This window comes from Pseudoalteromonas sp. Hal040, from assembly GCF_037162425.1.
In the GTDB taxonomy this organism is placed as follows: Bacteria; Pseudomonadota; Gammaproteobacteria; order Enterobacterales; family Alteromonadaceae; genus Pseudoalteromonas; species Pseudoalteromonas gelatinilytica.
Genome location: NZ_JARLUU010000002.1, coordinates 554885 through 577821 on the forward strand (window position 1 = coordinate 554885; position 22937 = coordinate 577821).

Genomic DNA, 22937 nt, shown 5'->3' on the forward strand with positions numbered 1-22937 from the left:
CATTCCACTATGAAAATAATAAACTTACTACGTATATGTTGCATCGTGCTTGCAGCTCAAAGTACGACTAGTTTTGGTGAAGATCTCGAAATCGATGGCTTAGTACTCGATAGAAGTATTAGCCGATTTGGTCATCAATTTTATTTTGAATTTGCCAACCTATGGCGCGACTTACCTTCAACAGCAGGTTTTAATATCGAAATAAAAGAAACGGTATTACCCAGAGCGGGGACTCGACTTGCCTTAAGAATGAATAACCAAATAGTGTACGTAACTTATTTAGGACGTCGCTTAGAGCCATTAGATGAGCGTGTAAAACAAGCCATGTATAGCGTGATGGATGCCATGGCACGCAGTCAAATGCAGCAATCATCACCCGATATGGCAAAAGATGGATGGTAAAATGAAATACTTAACAACACTAATAATAATCCTCTGCCCTCTTTCTAGTTGGGCAACCGAACTCGTTTATACCCCAATTAACCCAAGCTTTGGTGGCAGCCCACTGAATGGCAGCATGCTACTTAACAAAGCGCAATCGCAAAATAAACACAAAGCGCCGGTTGTCGAACAGACCTACGGGGAAAAATTTCAAGATTCGTTAGAGCGTACCTACTTAAATAGAATGGTACGAGAAATCACAGATATGGCATTTGGTGACGAAATCGACGACAGCATCTTTAATGGTGACTCGACCTTTATGACGGGTGATTATGAAATTCAAATTATCACCAGTACCAGTGACACAATCACCGTTAGAATTACCAACACCGCTGATGGCACAGTGACAGTAATTGAAGTACCGAGGTTTGGATAATGAAGACACTCACATTAGCAGCAATGGTATTACTTCTGTCGGGTTGTTCATCAATGAGCAATTTAATTCCACCAAGTAAGCAACTGGCAGACTCTCTTGAGCCAACCGAAACATTCCAGGCTTTACAAGCCCTTCCTCAACCAATGGGAAGCATTCCTGTGTCAGTGTACTCATTTCGTGACCAAACTGGGCAATACAAACCACAGGCAAATGTTAGCTCATTTTCTACCGCAGTGACCCAAGGCGCCAACTCTATTTTAGTGCAAGCATTACATGAATCTGATTGGTTTATTCCGGTAGAACGCGAAGGTCTACAAAATATCTTAACTGAGCGTAAAATTATTCGCGCTGCGCAAGCCGAAAACGATAAGCTACCTGAATTACCACCGCTCACGACAGCAAAAATAATCTTAGAAGGCGGTATTATTAGTTACGACACAAATATCAAAACCGGCGGGATTGGTATGGAATACTTCGGGATTGGCGCATCAGAGTTATATCGTGAAGATGCAATCTCAATTTATTTACGCGCTGTCGATGTTCGCACAGGGCAAGTTTTGTTATCCGTTGCGACAAGCAAAAAAGTACTCAGCCAAGAAATGCGCGCAGGCTTCTTTCGCTATGTGAGCTACAAGCGTCTTGCAGAAGCAGAAGCCGGATTCACAGACAATGAACCTATGAGTATTTGCGTTACGCAAGCAATTGAAAAAGCGCTTAGCGACCTTGTATTAAAAGGTATTAACAAAGGCATTTGGTCTGCAAAAGCAGTCTAATTTAATGAGTTAATTAATGTGGCGCTGAACATCACAGCGCCCAATTTGAACTTTCTGCTTAATTATCCATCGAAATAAATACTTATAGCATTCAGTTAATTAAGTTTTATTTATGAAATGGATTACTTTCTCCAAATGCGCTTATTCTCTTGTTGTTTCAGCCGCAATAATTACCCTGGTTATCACCATTGATAATTTTGACAGTTCAAAAAGCCTGCCAATTGGTTTTGTTTTATGGGGTATTTCGCCCTATTTATTAATGGCGTGGATGGTTGAACACAGTAAAACAAGAGTGACACAAATTGCCACGTTTATTGTCACTATTATGTGTGTCTTATTTGGTACTGTGGCCATAGGTTCAATCTATTTTTCTCATGATGCACAATCAGCACTGGTGTTTCTTTTTGCTCCATTATGGCAATGGCTGGGATTATTAATACTGTGTATTCCACTGTACTTTATGAATAAGGTCACATCTAAATCGAACCGAGGCTCGAATAATGGAAGCTAAACGGAAACACGATTTTGAAGGCTACTTGCTCGAAGCCGGTTTTTTAAGCATCGAGCAAGTGGCTGAAATAGTAGCAGAAATAGAGCAACTACCTTCTCATCACCCAAAACATGGTTTGCGCCATGCAGATAAAAAGTTAGCAACAGTAGCAAAGCTAATAAGAATGCCCGACTTACAACAAAAAGCCGCGCAATTTTTATCGCCCAATGCGCAGGTTGTGAGGGTCATTTTATTCGACAAAAACCCCGATAAAAATTGGCTTGTTCCTTGGCACCAAGACCGAACTATCGCAGTTAATCAGCAACACAATTTAACTGGCTGGCAATTTTGGTCTATTAAAGATGGGCAGCATCATGTACAGCCGCCTCAAGAGTTACTTGAGAATATGGTCACCCTACGTATTCACCTTGACAATACTACGGCTGAAAATGGCTGCTTAAAAGTAATCCCTAACAGCTATCGAAATGGGATTTTATCTAAAGCAGAGATAGACGAATATGTTGCTAATAGAAAAGCCATTGAGTGTATTGCACAGGCAGGAGATTTATTAGTAATGAAGCCCCTACTTCTGCACAGCTCAAGTAAAGCGTTAAAGCCAACACACCGTCGAGTGATACATATCGAATATTCTGATCAAACACTACCACTGGGATTAAACTGGCTGTAATTTGTCACTGTGTATTTTGTAAAGACAAACTCACTGCCATGTAATTTTGTGCCCAATTAGCCAGCTCCACGCGGTTACGCGATGCCGTTTTCTTGAATGCACTGTACAAATGGGTTTTAACGGTATGGTCGCTGATATTTAAACGCTCTGCGATATCTCGATTACTCGCACCTTGGGCAAGTAAGTGAATCACTGATTTTTCTCGTTTAGTCAGTAAGCTGAGGTCAATATCAGTATTTACCGAATCGTTGCTGGCATTGAATTGGCTGCGAGACATTGCTGACAGCATATGATTAAACGTAGTAGAAATACTTTTACGGCTAAAAAACAGCTCGCCATTGATCACTCTGACCAGCCCTGCAAAAATATCTTCAGGTGATTGATCTGCAAAAAACACCCCTTTAATGCCATTTAAAAGTAAGTTTTTTTCGCAAATTGCATTAGCGTCCGCATTAAAAATAACCACTAAATGTTGCTTAGCAAGTTGCACTAACTCAGCAGGTAATAAGTCTTTCCAATGTGCATCAGTGCTATCAATTAAATAAAGGTTAAACTCATCGCGCATAGACTCATGAGGCAAGCTTGCATCGACTTTCACACGCATAAAAAACGCATCGAGTATTTTAATTAAATATTGATAATTTTGACTGCGGTTTTGTAACCTTGGCTGTGTTTTTAGAAATACAGAAGTTGGTTGAATCATCTCATTTCTTCCTTGAAACATTTTATTCACAATACCCAATTTGGATACATGATTCAACCATTTATAAGCCTTTATTTTGGCAATTTACAACATCACAACCCCATTTAGATGGCTAGAAGCTTGAGTTAACATAATGTAAACAAGCTATACCCGCATCTCCTCTTTTACAGCGAGTCATTGAGTAGTTTGTAAAAACGTGAAGTTACACCGTTTGTCCAACCAAACCCTTGTTGTACTGTGTATTCGCCACCACCGGCACGACTGACTAATTCGCACACATTGTACTTTTCAAGGAGGCACTTATCCTCTGCAAAACGCATTTCGATCATACTCAGCCAGTTTTTCATGATCGCTTGTGCCTCGCTGACAAAGCCATACTCTGTTAAACCTTTTACAGCAAACCATTGCAGCGGCGCCCAACCGTTAGGACTATCCCATTGTTGTGGTGTACTACACAATGTTGTCACTAAACCACCGGGCTTTAAAAACTCACTCATCAGTTTTTGCTTCACTTGTTGAGCTTGTTGTACAGATGCAGCGCCTACAAACAAAGGAACAGCCATTGCCATCGAATCAACACTACTTTGCTGATTAAGTCGAATGTTGTAATCACGATAAACACCCGCCTCAGAATTCCAACAATAGGTATTAATTGCATCTAAGCGCAGTGTAGCCAGCTCAGCAATTGATTGACTCTTTTGTTCTTCACCAAGTAACCGATAAAAACGAGATAATGTATGCTCTAAGTTATACAGTAAGCTATTCAAATCAACCGGTATGATATTGGTTGTTTCAATGCTTTTTAGATCATCATGATCGCAAAGCCAACGGCTACTAAAGTCCCAGCCAGACTCGCATGCCGCACGAATATGTTGAAAATAACTTTGTTGCTGCTCAGTTGTTAGCCCTTCAGCGTCATGTAAATCTTCTTTTAATGACTCTGGACGAGGTGTTGCTGCACTATCCCAATAGCGGTTTAAAATAGCCTTATTAGGCATTTTTACAACACGCCTAATAGCAGGCGTTTCACTGCTAAGATCATTACAGCCTTGCATCCAAAATTGATACTCAGCTTCAAGTGCTTTGACGGCGTTTGCCAGCCAAGTTAAATCTGCTTCATGTTTATATTTAGCGTCCCATAGCATCGCTATCATTAACGCCAAAACAGGTGGTTGCGAGCGAGAGCTATAATAAACACGGTTACCATTTGGAATACAGCCATTACGTTCTTGTAGGTCTATAAAGTTATTAACCATGGCTTCAATGGTGGCTAGGTCGCCACAATCTTCTAGACCCAAGGCTGTAAAATAACTATCCCAATAATAAATTTCTTGAAAACGACCACCCGGTACAATGTAGTCAAACTGCAAGGGCATTAGTGAGCTTGCTAAATCTGTATCAGCATTGCGATGCAAATGCGGCCATAAATCAAGAATATACTGTTTAACCGAAGTGGTATCTAATTTCGCTGTCGGAATAGACTGATCAGCAAACACAAAGTTCGACATAACAAATTCACGCGACGCATCACCTTTTAAAGGGCCTACAAGCTGATATAACTCACAGGCACTTTGCCAAGATAAGTTTGGCACTGCATCGGCAAACATTTTTGAATCAGCAAACACCTCTGCTAGCTGTACGTCTTTAAATAATTGGCTATTAACGAAGTTCATGACAATCCCTTATTCTGCGCTTGAAGCCGCTTGATACTGTGGTTTTAGGGTAATTTTCTTAAAGATTGAAACGGTGATTAATAGCAAGGCTATTGGCACTAATGTGAGATAAAACGCATGCTGACCGCTAAATTTATCGAATACAAAGCCCGTAATAATTGAACCTGTTGTTCCACCTAGTGCAGAGAAAACCACAATTAAACCTGTCATAGCAGCGTGCTTGTGCTTCGCTAATGAACTCAGCATCACAGAGTTAAGTAACGGGTAAATCGGTGCCATAAAAAAACCAATCAACGGCAGCATGTATGCTGCAAAAGGCACATCAAACACACTTTTCACTTGGCTACCATCAACATCGTGAGTCAAAGGCAGCACCAATAATACGAGCACCCCCATAGCGACCAAGCAGCCCATTAATAAACTAAACCAACTAATAAACCTAAGTACTTGCCCTGCTACCAAACGACCAAGCGCTAACGCAGCTGCAAACAAACTAGCCAGTTGGATACTGACATCAACAGGCAATTTTAAAACTTGGTTATTAAAGGTCGGCAGCCAAGTGCCCACGCCTTGCTCAATTAGTACATACATAAATGCACTAACAACAAAAATAAGCACAAGGGGTTGGTAAGTCAGCTTTAACATGTCAATAAAATCATGAAGCTGCGATTGCTGATTAGTTTTTAATTCTGGCGATTTTATTGGTGCCGCAAGCACAGAAACAAACGCCACCGCAACAATCGCTGCAAGCAAGTAATAAACATTCAACCAGTGGCTACTTTGCGGGTCATCAGCGTCTATAAATAACGCAAAAATCCAATAACCCGACAGCACACCTAGCATAAACACCCCTTCAATGGTGTTTAATAACGCTGAATGTTTATTTGCATTATCAGTCACTTGACCAATAACAGAGTAAACAGAGATTTTCATTACTGCAAAGCTACAACCAATTGCGGCAAAGAGCGCTTTTAATACCCAAAAGTCGGCAATGCTCGGAACAACCAAGCACATCACTGCAACCAGTAATAAAGCGCCAAGCATGGCAATTTTATAGCCTATACGAGGGATAAATGACGCCACTAAAAATGACACAATGGCAATACTAAGATCCTTAAATCCTTCAAGAACAGACGCCTGAGTTTTGCTTACATCTAAGCTATTGATTGCTTGTAAAATAACAGTGCCCACACTATTAAGCATAATAGCAAAGACAAAATAGCTGCATGCCAGCGCGATAGTTATTCTTATAGGATTCATTCACTTCAACCTACGATTATTTTTATTCAGTCTAGTTTAGCGCAAAACAAAATGCAAACGTTTGCATTTAAAATTACACATATTGCTAACATTTAATAGGCTTAGCGCTGGCTCGACTGCCTATTTACTAGTTCTATTTCAACAACTTGAGATTCTACCGACTGCCCTGCTAACTGGGCTAACAACTTTTCAACAAGAATAACTGAAGCGCGTTGAGTATTTTGTTTAATACTCGACAAAGAAGGATGACTGATATCTGCCATGGCAATATCATCAAAGCCCACGAGGGCAACGTCGTTTGGAATACTAATGTAACGCTCTTTCAGGGCTTTCATCGCACCAAAAGCCACCATGTCACTACATGCCATAATGCCATCAAAGCACAGCCCTTTTTCTACCAACAATTGGTTAATTCCTTTATAAGCAGCACTACTAGTAATATCGATAGAAACCACGTGAGGAGTGGCTGTGGCTTCATTAATAGCATCTAAATAACCACGGTGGCGTTCACTAATTTCAGCGTGCCCAGGGTCACCTAAAAACAAAATATTTTTAGCGCCATTTGCCAATAAGTGCTCAGTTGCAAGCCGACCACCTAAGTAATTATCACTGCCTACAATGGGGTAATTGCTAGGTGTTTTTGGATCGCCCCACACAACTAGAGGAACACCAGCACTCGCTGCAGCTTCAATATTTGATTGGCTTTTACCTTGGCCGACCACAATAATGCCATCGGCGCGGCGGCTATTAATAAAGTAATTTGCCCAATCATCGCTGGCCATAAACGAATTAGAAAGTAATAACTCTAAGCCAAATTTATTTAGCGCTAAATTTATTTCACCAACAATTTTAAGTAAGAAAGGGTCGTTAATAGACTGTTCTGTATCACCATCGAGGTTAATAATAACCGCAACAACATTGGTTTTTTGGGTGCGAAGGCGGCTAGCAGCCGTGTTTAAACTAAAGTTATGTTTTTTTGCTAACTGTTGAAGCTTGTCGCGAGTTTCCTGTTTTATCAATGGGTTATCATTGAGCGCACGGGAAACTGTCGACGTAGAAACACCGGCTAATTTCGCAAGATCAGCTAACTTTAATTTTCTATCGTTCATGATACTGAAACACTGCTTTCCTTTAAAACATATGCTGGCAATATACCACCATTTCGACCAAATCGGCGCGCCAAAGAGCATAATATTTTTTCAGTAAGCAAAACTGGCTAGCTCATCCTGTGGGTAAAAAAAGGACAAAAATTGAAAAAACAAATTGCAAACGTTTGCATAAATCTTTATGGTTTATAAAAGCAAGGTGTTAACAATTGCAAAATATTCGCTAATACATTGCTTTCAACAACATAAAAAATGGGAACACACAATGACAACTACATACACACGCAGTGCGCTAGCTTCTGCAATTTTGCTAGCTTTAAGTGGCCAAACAGTTATGGCCGAAGAGCAAACTGATCAACCAGCTAAAGAAAAAGTTGAACGTATTATTGTATCGGGTACACCAGCGGGTATTGGCGTACGTAAAATTGATGCAGGTTATGCCGTAACCAATATCGATGCAGAGCAAATCATTAAATTATCGCCAAAAAGTACCGCTGATTTATTCAAAGCCGTACCGGGTGTGTGGGTAGAAAGCTCGGGTGGTGAGTCTGGCGCGAACGTATTTGTACGTGGTTTCCCTGGTGGTGGTGATGCACCATTCTTAACATTAAGCCTTGAAGGTTCGCCAATTTACCCTGCGCCTACTTTGTCATTTTTAGAAAACTCGTCGTTATTCCGTTTAGATGAAACAATCGAAACGATGGAAGCACTGCGCGGCGGTCCAAACCCTGTTGTATCAAATGGCCAACCAGGTTTAACAACTAACTTCCGCCTTAAACGTGGTAGTGAAGATACCGAAGGTGTATTCAAATACACAACTTCAGATTACGACTTACAACGCATTGACGCTATGGTAAGTGGTGAGATTTCGGATGATTTATATTTCATGGTGGGTGGTTATGTTAAAAGCTCTCCAGGTATTCGTGATGCTGGATTCACATCAGAAAAAGGCAGCCAGTTCACAATTAATATCACTAAAGAATTAGAAAACGGCACCATTAACTTATACACACGTCAAACAGACGACCATGGTGCATGGTACTTACCAACACCACTAAATGTTGACGGTGTTGATGCAAGCTACACGCAACTAGGTACTTTAAATCGCCAAGCGACTATTTACACTGGTGCAAATAATGACGAGCAGCAAATCGACCTAGGTGAAGGCCGTGGTTGGAAAGGTCATGTTTCTGGCGGTAGCATCAAACTTGAATTCGATAACGGTTGGAGCTTCACAGATCGCTTCAACATCACCAAAGGTGATGCAAACACGTATGGCTTAGTACCTGCGGGCTCTGCAACAACCGTTGGTGCAGTGGCTGATAACGGTGAAACAGCAACAGGTGCAGTAACTGGCACAGAATACGATGCAGACACAGCGGTTCAACAACTTGGTCGTTGGGTGGTATTAAAAGAAATTAGCGCATTCACTAATGATTTAGCATTCGCTAAAAAGCTTGATAACTTATCACTGGCCTTTGGTTATTACACAGCCAGCACATCAGCAAATGACTGGTGGAGCTTAGGTAACACAGCGTATCACGTGCTTGAAGCAGGCGGCGAAATGCTAGACGGCATCGAGTGTAATGCAAGTGTTGATGGTTGTGACTTCAACTACGATATCAACTCTACAGGCGATGCACGCACCAATGCCTTTTACACAACAGCCCAATATAAATTCAACGATGACTTTACACTTGATGCAGGTGTTCGTTTTGAAAACCACGAAGTGGAATACTCGGTTGATGAAGGTCTTGATGGCGTAATCGACAAGTCTGTTCAATATGACGAAAGCAAAACATCGTGGACAACGGGTATCAACTACTCAATTAACGATGACATGGGTGTGTTTGCCCGCGTAAACCGTGGTTACAAAATGCCTTACTTTGACGACTTCCGCGATAACTTTAGCGCATACGAAGGTGGCGAAAAGCTAATTAAAGAAGTAACACAAGCCGAGTTTGGTTATAAGCTATTAACTGATAGCACCGATTTCTATGCAACATTCTTCACTAACGAAGTAAAAGGTGACACTTTTGTTCGTCGCCCAGGTGTACCTGCTGAAATCTTAACCAACGAAGCATACGGTATTGAGCTTGATTATAACTACAACCACGAATCTGGTTTCTCAGTTAACTTAAACTCAACGCTTCAAGAAACAGAAATCACAGAAAGCCCAAGCAACGAAGGTAACGAAAGCCAACGTCAGCCAAAATGGCAAGTACGCGTAACACCAAGCTATGACTTTGAAGTAAGCGATATGTATGCAACCTTATACGGCACAATCTCAGCGGTTGATGATCGTTGGGGCGACAACGAAAACACTGTTGTGTTAGAAGGTTACGAAAAAGTAGACATTGGTTTAATTGTTGAGCCTATGGAAGGTATTAAAGTGCAATTAGCGGTTGATAACTTAACTGACGAGCAAGGTATCACTGAAGGTGACCCTCGTAATGCTGATGCACCGAATGGTCGTTACATTATGCCTCGTACTACACGCTTAAGCATTAGCTACGAGTTTTAAGCGATTCTCCCAAACCCCTTGATTGAAAGAATCAATACCCAAGCCACAGTGTTTTATAACCTGTGGCTTTTTTGTTTTTCAATTAAGCAATGTAAGTGCTCTGCTAAAGACTTATGTGATTCAAGAATTAAATGCACACCTTCTTGCTGGCAAGGCGTAGCGATTGTTGTGATATCCAAGAACAAAGTTTGCTGTTCTTGGCACAATTCAGAAAAAGCCGCGACTAGTTCATCAGACTTAGCAGCCGCGCCTGCATATATAGATTGATACGCGCCAACTTCATACACCGCCGGCGGACTTAGTATCATTATTTTGGGTAATTCGCGGTGCAGATAATAGTTTTTTATATCTAAAATGAGTGTTTCGAGGGCATTGGCAATATCAGCAACCGACAGTGCAAAACGGCGCTTTAGATCATTCGTGCCGAGCTGAATAACAATCACATCTAAGTGATAAGCCGCTAAGTAAGGCTCTAAGTATTTAATACCCAGTTTATCGCCACTAAAAGGCGGGTCGTTCACCAGTGTACGGTTAGGTTGGCCGGCTTCAATAACTTGGTAACCGGCACCTAATTTAATACCCAGTAAACTAGGCCAGCGCTCATCGGCAGCAAAGCGCTTACCATCGACGGGGGAAATACCATAGGTGTTTGAATCACCGAAACATAAGATATTCATTAGAATGGATTCAGTGTGTAACCTTGCTGCTGCAACTGTGCATGCGCCGTCATTGCCGATAACGCCATTTGCACACCAGGAATAAGCTGCTGCTGTTTTACCTTCATGTGCGTTGCAGACTGCCCACACACATACACAACGGTGTTATGTGCCAACAATTGTGAGATCAATTGCTGATTTTTATTGTCGCTGTCAAAGCGCTGTTTATAAAAACTGTTTTCCAGTACATCAACACTTGCGCCACCATGCACAACTAAAGCAAGTTGAATGTTCTCAGGCTTCACACCATGGGCTATATGCATATTAATGAACCGTGCTAATGAGTTCATTTTGTTATTCTGCGCCCCTTTTTCTGCCGCATCAGCTACATCAAATGCCACTTTGAAAACCGTTTGATCAGAGATTGGTGCATGGTTTGGCACATCATAATAAAAACCAAAACCTTTGATAGCAGGCTCAGCTTGTTCTGCATGACTAAACGAAGATAATAAGGCTAAAGATAAACCTAACAGTGTTGATTTCATATAAGTTCCTGTTGATTCTTTACTCTAGCCTACCTTGTTTAAGCGCGTTTAACTAGCATCAATATGTTGGTGCCCTTTAAAGGTCATGCCTAAGTAATTAAAGGTGTTTTTAAACATCTCGATAAACGCGTTAGGTGCGTGAGTAGATCCTGCATTTGAGAGCAATGAAAACTGCTTTTCACGCAGTGTTCTCAGTTTTGGCCTGAGAGTTTCATCATCCATGTAATCAGTGATCCGATCTAAAAATGCTTTAAACTGCGGTGTGGTGTTATACCAATACACAGGTGATGCCAGTACCCAGTGTTGATAATTCAACAGCGCTTCAAATACCGCATAAAAGTCATCATTTTTATATTGCTTATCGTAGCAATAAGGCGAGATAACATAATCATCTAGACATACCACATCACCGCCATACTGCGCTTTATAATCATTAACTTGTAAACTCGTATTACCCTTTTTTCGCGCACTTGAATAAATAATTACCGTATTTGTTATTGGTTTTTGTTGCATGACTATCACTCCTTTTTTATGATGTGCGCGACGTAAAACCTCAAGCTAACTTTAGGTCAAGACCTTGGAGCAAATTATGTCAGAAAACAAACTTATTGATGCAAACCTAGCGATTGGCTTTGTGGCAAAACGCAGTGGCGTAAAAGTTTCGACCTTACATTTTTATGAGTCTAAAGGGCTTATTCGCAGCTGGCGTAATAACGGTAACCAGCGCCGCTATAAACCCGATGTATTACGCCGAATTGCCGTTATAAAAGCTGCTCAAACCATGGGCATAACTCTTGAAGACATTAAACAAACGTTAAGCACCCTACCCGAGCAACGCACACCCACTAAACAAGATTGGGCAGCTCTTTCAAAAGTCTGGCAAACGCAATTAGATGAACGAATTCAATACATGCAACGATTGCGCGAGCGCGTTAACGGTTGCATTGGCTGCGGCTGTTTATCAATGGCCAAATGCCCTATCTACAACAAAGATGATTATTTAGGTGAAGAGCACAGCGGCGCTGTGCTGTTAGAAAGAGATTAAAGGTTAGCTTTGCTCAGCTCACACATACCGTAAATAGCAAACGTATGCTCAGGCGCCTCTTCTATCTGAATATCAACTGTTTGTGGTCTTTTTGAGAGCTCGCAAACAAGTTCACCAAGCAACCCTTTAAGGGTATTACTATTTTCATGAATTGAAATACTTGTATACCAAAGCACAATACCTTCAGGAGTGCCATTTTCAAGGTAGATATGTTGAATAAGTGAGTCATTATCAAACATATTTGCCGGCTTGGCCGTTCTTATTAGCTTTTCATCAAAACGAAAGCGGCCATTCTCATCTGTTATCGTCTTATCAATATATTCCTTACCATAAGTAAGCGAACGGGTTACTTTTTGCTTTGCCACCGGCTTACCATTATCTAGTAAAACCCCTTGAACGGGAGCAGATAACAAAAAATCACTTTTATTGAACAAACCAAACATGCCTGCGAATACCTCAGTTGAAGTAAAAAGAAAAATAGCGATAAATGCTAACCTAACAAAGTTCACTACCACACGGCTTCTCTATTTACTTGGCAATCTACTGGATCTAAATAAGGTTTTAGCTCCTCAGGGAATCCGTGCTTTTCTGTTATATCTTTATCAATTTTGAAGTAATGCTCTATCGATTGATATAAGTGAGTACCAAGCGGGATGGATGTATCCATAAAGGTCATGGCTGTGGCGTATGCCAGTGAATCCCATTCACGGTTTGAACCACCCACATAAAAAGTGGGCTTAGTGAAGCGATAATGTTTAGGGTATTTTAACGGCACCATGAGTGATACAAATACACGTGAACCACCACGGGCTGAGCCGACATTACGCCCATTTGCGCCATAGCAAACAATGTCTTCGTAAGGTAAATAAAACGGTTTTCTAAATAAAGTATGCGGTGTTTTTACAAGGCCGGTATGGCGATTAAAGTAAAAATTATCTCGGTGCGCTAATATAGCGCGGTGTTTTAAAGTGAAATAACCCAAACCAAAGAGCGTCACATAGATTGAGGCCATTATCCAGAAGTATTCAAACCCATTCGCAATTAACGCATATACATGAAATAAGAAAACCATAAAAGCGAGTGTTTCAAAGAAAAAGCCAAGTGCTGTAAATAAGTTAGACCACCCTCCAAACCATGAAATAGCCAACTGCTTACCATCATTCTCTACCCAATGCCCCTCAAGTGTTGAGCCACGATTAGGGGATTCAAGCTCTGCTGCATATTGATCAGTAAAACGCTTACTTTTAAAGGTACGAGTTTTGAAACTACAGCCATTAAGTGCTTCTGCTTTTTTTAATCGCGTTTCATAACTGTCTTGATGTAAATAGTCTCTTGGCAGTTGCTCATTATAGGTTTGTCTATCCTTACGGTATTTACTTTCGTTTCTAGTACGCTTTCTTATTTCAGCCGCTTTTTCAGGGTTATCCCTCCGAAACTCCTCTCTCCGAACCACCGCATCTTCATCTAAGGCGAGCTGTTTAATGGTTTTATCTTTTGCTCTTGTTGGGTCTCTGCCAGGGTTTTCGGCGCACCACTGGTTAATTGCGTTAATACGATTTTCTCTTTTAATTTTTTCTCTTTCTTCACGAGTTAAACCGTCGTTTTGTTCAGCAATATAGCGCTCAAGCTCCTCATCACTAATAAGGTTATCAATTAAATCATCCAGATTGCTTGATTTTACTGAGCTTTTATCATCACTAGTCATAGCTCTCTACATTCCTTGTTTTTAACCATTCCATTTTAAACTTTTTAAACCTCAAACACCCACTGCTATTTGTCTTAACAATGTTTTTGTTAATCGCTTCCAATAAGGCGTTGTATCAGGCTGATTTAAGCTTTCGTCAATTGGCCATTTTTCCCATGGCTTGGTGATTTCTTCGTTTGCCCAGCGTTTAGGGTTGGTTATTGCGCCATCAAAGTTAAAGCGATAAATATCGTTATCAAGTTGTTCTTCTATTTGCTGCATTTGTTTGTAACTCATTAAACGCCAATACTTTTCTGGGCGGTTGTTCTGTTTATCAAAATCGCGGGTTACTGGGTCTAAATGACGAAACGGCTCTATTTCGGGTGAGTCCACTAATGGTTTGCTTAAATCCATAAAACGCACCACGCGCTCCCATGTATAGCGGCAATAGTTTGGGTTTTGTGGGTTGTCTTTAACGCGAATTTCACTGAATGCACCTGCATGGTTGCTGTAATCTTTATGAGCCACATACATCGCATGAGTAACACCATGTCCTTGTGAATGGTTGGCTTTAGCATAAAACGCTTCTATCTCTGAAAACGGAAAGGTCGCATGGCCATGCTCATTCTTTTGCGCATTATCAACCGACCAGGTAAAACTCACCGTTTGATTTAAGCGATCAAAATACACCTCACGCCGAGGTAAAATGTAACGCGCTAAAATAGGTCTAAAGTTTAAGAAGAAAAGATTAAAACCGATTGCAGGTAACATAAACCAAAATGGGAAGTCTTCTGGTTTTGATGTAAATTGAGTATAACACCACCCTAAAAAAATAATTGAGACAATACCACCCGTTGCTCCCAAGATAATAGACCCCAATGTAATCCCAAGCGTCCAATCCCCAGCATTATGAAAACCCAAGTAGCGGCTTTTGTTATCTAAGCTTTGAGGTTGGACATTTTTGCCATTTTCTTTTCTATTAAAAATTAACAAGTCTACTATAGAAAATCCCATTATGTCTTTATATTCAAAAAGGTGTGATTCTATATAGTGTTTAAAGTTCTGCGAGTTTTCTATCACTCTTGCATTTAATTTTGCAAATTTATATGAAATTGACATGAATATCCTTAAAGATGAAGTACTGTATTTTGCCAATCTGTGGCATTTTCAGGGTTGGCTTTTTCTTCATCAATGGTTTTATATGAAATAAGTTTTTGTGGGTAAGAAACGCCTTCAATATCAACTCGCGCTTTAGCACTGACGTTAAATACATAGTTATCATCAAACATACCAAACGCCTCCGCTTTGATTATTTGCCCATTGTCATTACGTTGAAATTGCAGCGGCTGCAATAAGGCTATTTCTTTAATCCCCCATTTAGTCTGAGATAAAATAGGCTGGCCATTTTTGGGCACGTTGATAGGTTTAATATCAACATTCAGTGATTGCGCCCCTCTGGCAAAACGTTTTAAACCCACATTTAGGTACACATCGCTATTGTGGTTGTTATAAAGCGGTAAATTTACCTCAATTACATAATAAGTGCCTTGGAGATGCTTAATCGCAACTTGTGGGCTAAACAGCACCGAGGTAATAAACCGCATATATAGTTTTGGGTCTGCAAATAATTCATATTTATTATTCGCTGGCACAGTGGCTTTTAATGACTGTTCGTCTAGCTGTATTCGCTGTGATGAATCTTTAGAAAATGGCCCATAATTAGCCCAAGTTTCTGCATCTGTTAGGGTTAAATAGCTCACAATTAATCCGCTTACTATACTGCCAATCAAAAACGCCCAACCAAATGGCCCCATAGATACAAAAACAGCACCATGAAGCGCACTAGCAATGCCTAAGCCGCCGCCGATTAAACTCGCAAGCGCCGCGCCATGTTGCCCTTTTTTATTTAAATCGTATGCATCCCATATTAATAAACCAGAAGTAACCCCACCTACAAAGCCAGCTGCGGACCTTAGCTTAGTGAATAGCACAGTGCCTTTAGTGTAACCACCTTTATTCTCAAGCTTTTTTGCAGCCTCTGTATACATCGCATTTGACATAGCTGTACGACTATCAAAGTAAGCCTCGTATACTTGGGCAGATGAAATAATAACCGAAGAAATGGACGCTATATTTTTTGCTAGTTCATAAAAGAAACCTTTGCCTTCAAAGTTCTTTTTATATTCTTTATAGGTATTTATTGTTGTAAGTGAATCAAGCAAAAAGAAGGTGCCTGGATTTGATTTTATCCACGTATCCATAAGGCGTGCTGTTTTAGGTAAACGTATTGCCGTACTTTGAATAGGGTTTAAGCTGTTGTAGTTTGCAGCAAGCAAGTTATTTGACACTTTATCAGTCGGGATACTCATCACTTTAAACGTGAGTGACGACAAATCTTTTGCGAAGTTTTTGGTGTCTAGTCCTTTTTGAATAAATGCCGCCGCATGTTTTGATGCCTGTACACCGATGGTTTTACCCGTTTTGCGGTCAGTGATTTTAACAGTGCCATGAGCACCTTTGCCTCCGGTGACCTCACGAGGAACACTACCCGCTATTATTTTGATGTCTTTTGAGTCAGGTTGATTGCCTTTCTCAACTGCTGAAATCACTCTATCAAGTGCTTTATTCGCTCTGCGTAATTTTGGATTTTGGAATAATGCAGCTTCAACTATATCAACGCCAATAATCGTATGCCCTTTTGGTACGCCATTAAAATCATGTATTTTAATGTTTCCGTAAGGTTCAATACCTGACGCTTTTAAACTTGCGCCAACAACGGTTATTTGTAATGTAGAAATATCGGGGTTGTTGACTGGGTCAAACGCTCGCTTCCAATACTTTATAAGCTCTGTTAATACTTTATCTGATGTTTTTAGTGCAATCGCTATTAAGGTTTCAGTATTGCCTAAATTGTGCCCCGCATGACTTATCTTATCGAAATAAGCTTGCCATTTATCGGGGTCAAATGTACCTGGCTCTTGTGATTTATCATCAACAACGCTCGCATATTGCGCGTTATTAAAGTCTTTGCCATAGGCATTTTCTTTAGCACTTAGTTGCTTTCTTACAAAGCTTTCTGCGCTATTGCATAGGTTTTTAGCCAGTGCTTTCCCTTCGTTTTCTGCTTCGGCTAAACGACGTTTTAGTTCGGCTTTTTTTGCAGCATCCGTAATGGGTTTAATAAAAATAGGCAATTCAGCGGTACGTTCAATGGTTGCATTCAAATACTGGTATAGCGTACTTATAGCGGCCCCGTAAGCATTTTCATTTAAGCATGTTAAATCTCTCGTTACTGCGCTCCAACTCGGTAAGGGTGATATATTTTGGTTGCTACATATTGTTTGAAGCGATTCGCTTTCCGACTTATCCTGAAAGAAATCTGTAAGCTGCTCTCGACGGTCTAAATAGGTTTCTAACGCACTAATTGCAGCGTCTGAAATAAGCCACTTTTCTATCTCTTTTTCGTCAAGGTGCTTTGCTACATCACGCAGTGATCCAGCTTCTAGACTCCTATCTTCATGAACCTCCACATTCCCTGCTGCTGGGCCTGCAAACTTTGATATTTTTTTATGTAGTTTTTCATTTAAATACAACTGATAAGCAAGAATCGCCGAGTCATAAAAAGGTTTTGACTTTAATTTGTTATAATCAAATTGCATGGCTATTTTGGCCATTTCCATTTGCAAAAACAAACGATGGGCAATCCCAAGCTTGTCATGTAGATACACATTTCCATCAGCGTCAAGAATTGAAGGTGTTCCTTGTGTAAAGTCAAGCAAAGTACACCTTTGAGACCTAAACGCATCAGCTTTCGCACGATCCGGACATTTTTTTAACTGCGGTTTAATTGATAATCGTTTATCACTTTCAAACATGCCGCCTAAAGTGCAAATATAATCCCAAGACCATTGAATTCTTGAAAAGGCTATTTCTACTTTTGTTTTATTAAGAGAACTGCCATTGTATAAATTTTTAGCTGCCGTTGGGATTATAATGTTCTTAACATGAGCTCCTGAATAACCCCGAATATCTAAACTATGCTCTTTCGTTAAGTCAATTTCACTGTAGCCATTAAAGCCAAGTGCCGCATATTCTCGCCACAAAAAACCATCAACAAATAGGTATATATAACCACATGCTGTATTTTCGACAAAATTTTCAGGCTGCTCAATATAGCTAGGCTCTGCCGCTGTACTTTTATTTAAAGAGGGATCAATAAATACACGTGGCGTTATCACTAAACTTTGTGGAATTTGGTCAGATGTTTTGGGATTACTCTTGGTTTGAACTTCAGCTTCACCAAATGGCACTAGCAAATTTCCACCGCATAAGGCTGGCACATGTAAATCGAGTGAACAAGGAGTATCAGCATCTGGAACATTAACAGCATAATTACGAATTGAAGACATACTTACTCCTCACCAAATACTTTATTTTTCTGAAAACCACCTTGTGAAAGGTTAAATGTACCTTGACCTAGAAATAACTCCTTCGATGCAGCTTTGGTGTCATAAACTGCTTCTACTGGGTCTTCACTTTGTGTATCTAAATCCCTAACTTGCACTCTTAGTCCCCTTGGTGCGGGGCCGCCAGACTGCATAAGAGGCATGGGTGGGGTATTTTTATTATTTGATATCATCGGGTCGCCTTGGCGAGCCGCTGGCTTGCCTTCAATCATTACGTTAAATGACCCCATGATAAATTCGGCTTTACCGTCGTTCGTTCCGCTAACAATTCCTTTTTTATTACCGGGTTTATCGCCTTTACTTTTTGAAAAGTTACTTTTAATTGTGGCAGCGCCTTTGCCATTGACTTTAACTGAGCCTGCAACCGCAGTTACATCAGAAGATTTAGCATTATTTACGTAGGGAATAGGCACAACACTCGGGCCAATTGTGGTTAAGCACACATCGATTGTTGTTAGCTTACCACCGCTATCTTGATGCACAGCGGTACGGCCATTAATAAGCACATTTTGCCCAGAGACTGTTGCGGTTTGCGGTGCCTCTGATTCTGTATCTTTAACTAATTGCTGCTCTGTACCTGCTTGCCAACCTAAATGATTCGACACTAAATCTAAAAAGGCACGAGGGTTATCGATTGGTTTGTTAACGTCCATATTGGTCTGGGGTTCGTTCCACGGCAGAATTGGCTGGTTTTTCTCGTTATCCCATTGTGGTGGCGGAATAATGTAATCTGGAATAAATCGATTAACCAATTCACCAAGTGTATGCTCTCGGTACTTAGGTCTGGCAATTTCATCTAAAAAAGCAGATTCGCCTTCAGAGCGGTCCGAAAAAATGGCAATACCATTGGCTTTGCCAAGTGCACCATTGCTGCGTGCACTATTGGTTAGACCAAGTAATGTCGGGTTATTATGGCGCCATGTAACACTGCCGCCGCTTCGTACGTCAGCAGTGAGTGCGTCTATGTCGTATTGTACGCTGCCTGATTCTTTGCCAGCCATGGCATTTATATATGACATTCGCTTTCACTCCTTGAAATCTTAAATAGCTGTTCATTTGGCTGATTGAACACCACAAATACGTGCTCAATGTCAGCCATCAGCGGGTTATGCAAATAGCTTCCAGCTAATGCAAATGCCGCAGATTGGTTTGCCACGCCTTGATAACCTATTACGGTATTTAGTTCGGCAAACTCTATTAATTCGTCATCATTTTTATAGTGCTTTTGGGTATAACTAAACCACTGTTTTTGCCATTCATACGACTGCATGCCAGCAAAAATAAAGGAGTCACTAACCTGTATGTTTGCGCTTTGAAGCTGAGTAGGCATTGACTCATCAAAAGTCGTGGCTTTAAAACAACCTTGTCTGTGTACCAATAACGCATAGCCACCTTCGCCATTAATTACGCCGCTAGGGCCATTTACAACTTGTACTGTGTGTTGTTTAGCTTGCTCAGACACGTATTCAAAACCATTACACGAATCAACGGCAACTACGAGGGTATCGAGGTCGGTTGCTTCGAGCTGCCAATCACTTACCTGCTCAAAGGCTGGTGTTTGCTCAGGCATTGCGTCAGTCAATAATTCACTTAATGTGTCATCATCAATCAGCGGCTCGCCATTACTGCCGTGCGGTAATATAAACTGAACTTTCTTGACCCTAAATGAACAACAAAGTTTTTTTAACTCAATATTTTCAATAATATGAGACAAAATTAGTAAGCAACGAGTTTGCCTATCAAACCCAGCAAGCTCAGTCAGTTCTACAAATACATAAGGGGCATCTAAACTAATATCGCGACGGATCAGCGCTTTGCTTGGCTTTGAATACAACATTTGGTTTGCCACTGAAGTATAAAAGCTTTCGGTATAGCACCCAGCGGCATTAACATGATAAAGAGTATCAAACTGCATCTTTACCTCCTTGCTCAGCAACAATTATATTGCTGCTACTTGCCACGTTGTCGCTGTTGATATGCCCGCGCCATAACAGCGAAAAGCACTGTGCGTCCGAATCAATCACTAAGGTATCGCAGTGCATGTCGATATCATGCCTCGTTAACGTATTAACCACTTGTACTAGTGGCTTAAGCACAGGAAGCTCTACAGTTTGTTGCTGCCCATATTCTTGTAATGGATATAATCCGCTTAACGAAAACGCCCAGCCTTTTGTAAACAATTGCTTTGTTTGTTGATCTGTCGGGGCTGTATTGTAAAAGTTGCTAGCCAATGACGTTTTGAACGGGTACTTACCAGCCATAAGTGCTTGTTCGTCAATCTCTGGCATTAACTCTATACGCGGTGACCAATGACTCGGAATTGCCGAAAAGCCAGCAACGCTTACTTGATGGCTTGGTTTTCTTAATACCTCGTTGGCATACTCTATCGCAGGTAAAGGCTGCCCTACTGCGTGCTTGTTTTTCAGTTTAAAGCCAACACCTATAGGATTTTCGAGGCTGTAATCGCTTTGTTCATGATGTGCTTTGCCCCCAAACGCACGGCTATAGCAAACAGCTGTTGGCGTAATTGGGGTAGGATCCGTAGCCACAGGGCCAAGCAATGAACGGCGCCATTTACGTTCGCCAGTAAGGCGTAATCGCTTTTTAATTATCGGTGTGTCGTTTGCAGTTAAACCTAGCTCAACCTCAATAACACGCGCAGTTTTGCCCTTTGGCGGGTACGCAGTAAAGTTGCCATACACTTCGAAACCTTGCTTAAATGCCACTTGTTCATTCACTGCCACCAGCGGCTCGCTAGTCGGATCACCGCTATATTCGTCTGCCATGACGATTTCAATACACGGTTCCATTAAGCTGGTATTGCCTTTTTCATCAAACTCAAAGCTTTGTTTTACCAAAACAACATGAGACGCAGTGCCATCTGCTTGCCAACCTTCGAACACGCTTGCTTGCCAAGGAGTAAAGTTATGCAGCATGTTGTGCTCCTGCTGTTAACTTTTGCCACTGAACTGCTGTTTGCTGAGTATGATAAAGGCCACAGGCCAGTGTTAATTCAAACTGAGGGGCAAATACTCGCTGTACAATCTCGCCGGCAAATTCTGCTAAGCCTTGCTCTGGCTGCGCTTTTGTAAAACTCACGCCTTTTAGAACACACTCTCCTTTGCTTAAAGCCAGTGCCTGCCTAACATGCTCTGCATCATGCAAGTTTATACCGGCTTGCACATGATGCTGATTTTGCGAGCTTACAAGCGTTAATGCTTCAGCCTTTGCAAGTGGTCTATCTGTTAACGTTAGCCAAGCTTGATAAGCCGCTTGCTGCGTATGCGCAACACCCATAAGCTCTATCACCAATACCAGTGCTGGTTTATACACAAAGTGGCTTAATACGGTTTGGCAAAATTCAGGGTGAGCTTTACAAAATAAAGCGCAAGGCTCATGCCAGCGACTATCGTTAACCAGCCCCGCTAACTGTAATAACTGCGCTTTATGTGCTGGCTCACTGGTACTAGAGAACACTTTAAACAACTTATCACTAAGGCTGTTATCGCCTTGGCAATAGCAATTGACTAAAGCGGCATATACCAAAGTAAAATCAGTATGAGCGAGTGCTTGTTGTAACTCAGCATCATTTAAAGGCTGCGAAAACAAAATAGTTTTAAGCTGCTGCGGTAATGACTCTTTACCCTCTAGCACTGTGGCTCTGAGTGCTTTTTGTTCTGGGATAGTCCAATACTTAAGTTGCTGCGATAACAAAGTATAAACAGGCAGAGCTTGCTGCTTTTTAAGCGCTAAAAAATAGTCTCTGTTGTCTTGCTCTGGTGCAGCCATTAAACGCGTTGCACAAAGCGCAAAAATGGCGTGCTGGTCGCTCGCTAACGCGATCTCACAAAAACCATCACAGCTAAGTTCAGCAAGGTCATTAAAGCTGTTCCCATTGAAGTAGTCGCACGGTGACTGCTGCTTAAGCGATGCCAGCACATAAAGATGATTAAGCACTTGATGCTCTAACACTTTTTGCCTTGCAAGACTATACGCCCCTGACGCAAGTAGCTTTTCACGGTGCGCCATTAAGGTAGTAACACGCTGTTGATGCTGTTTTAACTTAGAAACCGCTGCAAACATATTAATTAAGCCTAATCGGCCAACCTGCCAAGGTAAGGTCTTGTTGGCTATTTGCAGTAATATCTTCGCCTTCAAGCACGATAGTGCCATCGGCAAATACTTCGATGCTGCCCTTTGCGGTTTGCAAGCTAACGCTTTGCTCTGCGGCAATAATAATATGCCCTGCTTCGTTGCTAATGTGAGCCGCCGGAGATTGTTCAGGTGCGGCTAAAAGTGCCGTTACAATCACACCTTGCTCACTGTGTAGCACCACAACTTGGCTACCTATTTTGCAACACGATACGTGGGCAGCTTGTAAAGCAACATCGTAACGAATGTGATTAATAACCACGCTCAAAGCTTTACCCTGAGGTGACACTTCACTGACCTCTGCGAGGCTTTGTTGCTGATCAAATAACTGAGTTACTGTGGCTGTCATTTTCAG

General features: G+C 41.2%; 23 protein-coding genes. 7 read left to right on the top strand and 16 right to left on the bottom strand.

All coding sequences use genetic code 11. From position 1 onward, the window contains the following. The first annotated feature begins 9 nt into the window (after window positions 1–9). From P4S60_RS20080 to P4S60_RS20100, 5 genes are all read left to right on the top strand, one after another. The gene (locus P4S60_RS20080; protein ID WP_063701308.1) at window positions 10–402 is read left to right on the top strand and encodes a curli production assembly/transport protein CsgE; all 393 of its coding nucleotides are present in this window, start codon (window positions 10–12) and stop codon (window positions 400–402) included. After that, window positions 392–817, top strand: coding sequence for a curli assembly protein CsgF (locus P4S60_RS20085; RefSeq protein ID WP_063701311.1), 426 nt, complete (start codon window positions 392–394; stop codon window positions 815–817). Before P4S60_RS20080 ends, P4S60_RS20085 begins: the two co-directional genes overlap by 11 nt. Then, complete coding sequence (locus tag P4S60_RS20090; RefSeq protein WP_337117257.1) at window positions 817–1590, top strand: CsgG/HfaB family protein; 774 nt, start codon at window positions 817–819, stop codon at window positions 1588–1590. Before P4S60_RS20085 ends, P4S60_RS20090 begins: the two co-directional genes overlap by 1 nt. A gap of 112 nt (window positions 1591–1702) precedes the next feature. Continuing rightward, window positions 1703–2101 carry a hypothetical protein gene (locus tag P4S60_RS20095; protein WP_337117258.1) on the top strand — a complete coding sequence of 133 codons (399 nt, stop codon included), beginning with the start codon at window positions 1703–1705 and terminating at the stop codon, window positions 2099–2101. Next, window positions 2091–2768, top strand: coding sequence for a phytanoyl-CoA dioxygenase family protein (locus tag P4S60_RS20100; protein ID WP_337117259.1), 678 nt, complete (start codon window positions 2091–2093; stop codon window positions 2766–2768). The genes P4S60_RS20095 and P4S60_RS20100 overlap by 11 nt, the downstream gene beginning before the upstream one ends. 4 nt (window positions 2769–2772) lie before the next feature. On the opposite strand, the gene P4S60_RS20105 is transcribed toward P4S60_RS20100, so the two are convergent. The 4 genes from P4S60_RS20105 to P4S60_RS20120 form a co-directional block, all read right to left on the bottom strand. Then, window positions 2773–3471, bottom strand: a complete 699-nt coding sequence (locus P4S60_RS20105; protein ID WP_063528060.1) for a helix-turn-helix transcriptional regulator — start codon at window positions 3469–3471, stop codon at window positions 2773–2775. Between the two features lie 164 nt (window positions 3472–3635). Next, the gene (locus tag P4S60_RS20110) at window positions 3636–5144 is read right to left on the bottom strand and encodes a trehalase family glycosidase (RefSeq protein WP_337117261.1); all 1509 of its coding nucleotides are present in this window, start codon (window positions 5142–5144) and stop codon (window positions 3636–3638) included. Window positions 5145–5153: 9 nt separating this feature from the next. Further along, complete coding sequence (locus tag P4S60_RS20115) at window positions 5154–6404, bottom strand: MFS transporter (protein ID WP_063701326.1); 1251 nt, start codon at window positions 6402–6404, stop codon at window positions 5154–5156. Between the two features lie 101 nt (window positions 6405–6505). Beyond that, window positions 6506–7513, bottom strand: a complete 1008-nt coding sequence (locus P4S60_RS20120; RefSeq protein WP_337117262.1) for a LacI family DNA-binding transcriptional regulator — start codon at window positions 7511–7513, stop codon at window positions 6506–6508. A gap of 262 nt (window positions 7514–7775) precedes the next feature. Between P4S60_RS20120 and P4S60_RS20125 the strand changes: the two genes are divergently transcribed. Beyond that, the gene (locus P4S60_RS20125; RefSeq protein ID WP_337117263.1) at window positions 7776–10034 is read left to right on the top strand and encodes a TonB-dependent receptor; all 2259 of its coding nucleotides are present in this window, start codon (window positions 7776–7778) and stop codon (window positions 10032–10034) included. Between the two features lie 53 nt (window positions 10035–10087). Here the strand turns inward: P4S60_RS20125 and P4S60_RS20130 are convergent, their stop codons facing one another. The 3 genes from P4S60_RS20130 to P4S60_RS20140 are packed head-to-tail and all read right to left on the bottom strand — an operon-like array spanning window position 10088 to window position 11748. Then, window positions 10088–10711: an SGNH/GDSL hydrolase family protein gene (locus P4S60_RS20130; RefSeq protein ID WP_337117264.1), complete on the bottom strand. Its 624-nt coding sequence runs from the start codon at window positions 10709–10711 to the stop codon at window positions 10088–10090. Continuing rightward, on the bottom strand, window positions 10711–11235 hold the full coding sequence (locus tag P4S60_RS20135) for a DsrE family protein (RefSeq protein ID WP_138624998.1): 525 nt from the start codon (window positions 11233–11235) through the stop codon (window positions 10711–10713). The genes P4S60_RS20130 and P4S60_RS20135 overlap by 1 nt, the downstream gene beginning before the upstream one ends. Window positions 11236–11283: 48 nt before the next feature. Continuing rightward, window positions 11284–11748 carry a flavodoxin family protein gene (locus tag P4S60_RS20140; protein ID WP_239963268.1) on the bottom strand — a complete coding sequence of 155 codons (465 nt, stop codon included), beginning with the start codon at window positions 11746–11748 and terminating at the stop codon, window positions 11284–11286. Between the two features lie 76 nt (window positions 11749–11824). Here P4S60_RS20140 and soxR point away from each other — a divergent pair, with 76 nt between their 5' ends. Continuing rightward, on the top strand, window positions 11825–12280 hold the full coding sequence (soxR, locus tag P4S60_RS20145) for a redox-sensitive transcriptional activator SoxR (RefSeq protein ID WP_337117265.1): 456 nt from the start codon (window positions 11825–11827) through the stop codon (window positions 12278–12280). Here soxR and P4S60_RS20150 read toward each other — a convergent pair. The 9 genes from P4S60_RS20150 to P4S60_RS20190 form a co-directional block, all read right to left on the bottom strand. Beyond that, a complete protein-coding gene (locus P4S60_RS20150; RefSeq protein WP_337117266.1) occupies window positions 12277–12723 on the bottom strand; it encodes a DUF6795 domain-containing protein in 447 nt (148 codons plus the stop codon). The genes soxR and P4S60_RS20150 overlap by 4 nt on opposite strands. Before the next feature lie 65 nt (window positions 12724–12788). After that, complete coding sequence (locus tag P4S60_RS20155) at window positions 12789–13985, bottom strand: hypothetical protein (RefSeq protein ID WP_337117267.1); 1197 nt, start codon at window positions 13983–13985, stop codon at window positions 12789–12791. A 51-nt stretch (window positions 13986–14036) separates the two neighbouring features. Beyond that, entirely contained in the window at window positions 14037–14843 is an 807-nt protein-coding gene (locus P4S60_RS20160; protein WP_337117268.1) for a hypothetical protein, read from the bottom strand. Between the two features lie 248 nt (window positions 14844–15091). Beyond that, the gene (locus P4S60_RS20165) at window positions 15092–18373 is read right to left on the bottom strand and encodes a hypothetical protein (protein ID WP_337117269.1); all 3282 of its coding nucleotides are present in this window, start codon (window positions 18371–18373) and stop codon (window positions 15092–15094) included. A 2-nt stretch (window positions 18374–18375) separates the two neighbouring features. Further along, complete coding sequence (locus tag P4S60_RS20170) at window positions 18376–19449, bottom strand: DUF4150 domain-containing protein (RefSeq protein ID WP_337117270.1); 1074 nt, start codon at window positions 19447–19449, stop codon at window positions 18376–18378. Further along, window positions 19437–20345 carry a hypothetical protein gene (locus tag P4S60_RS20175; RefSeq protein WP_337117271.1) on the bottom strand — a complete coding sequence of 303 codons (909 nt, stop codon included), beginning with the start codon at window positions 20343–20345 and terminating at the stop codon, window positions 19437–19439. The genes P4S60_RS20170 and P4S60_RS20175 overlap by 13 nt, the downstream gene beginning before the upstream one ends. Then, window positions 20335–21366 carry a DUF2169 family type VI secretion system accessory protein gene (locus P4S60_RS20180; RefSeq protein WP_337117272.1) on the bottom strand — a complete coding sequence of 344 codons (1032 nt, stop codon included), beginning with the start codon at window positions 21364–21366 and terminating at the stop codon, window positions 20335–20337. The genes P4S60_RS20175 and P4S60_RS20180 overlap by 11 nt, the downstream gene beginning before the upstream one ends. Continuing rightward, window positions 21356–22588, bottom strand: coding sequence for a hypothetical protein (locus tag P4S60_RS20185; protein WP_337117274.1), 1233 nt, complete (start codon window positions 22586–22588; stop codon window positions 21356–21358). The genes P4S60_RS20180 and P4S60_RS20185 overlap by 11 nt, the downstream gene beginning before the upstream one ends. After that, a complete protein-coding gene (locus tag P4S60_RS20190; protein WP_055197332.1) occupies window positions 22515–22931 on the bottom strand; it encodes a hypothetical protein in 417 nt (138 codons plus the stop codon). Before P4S60_RS20190 ends, P4S60_RS20185 begins: the two co-directional genes overlap by 74 nt. Window positions 22932–22937: the final 6 nt, after the last annotated feature.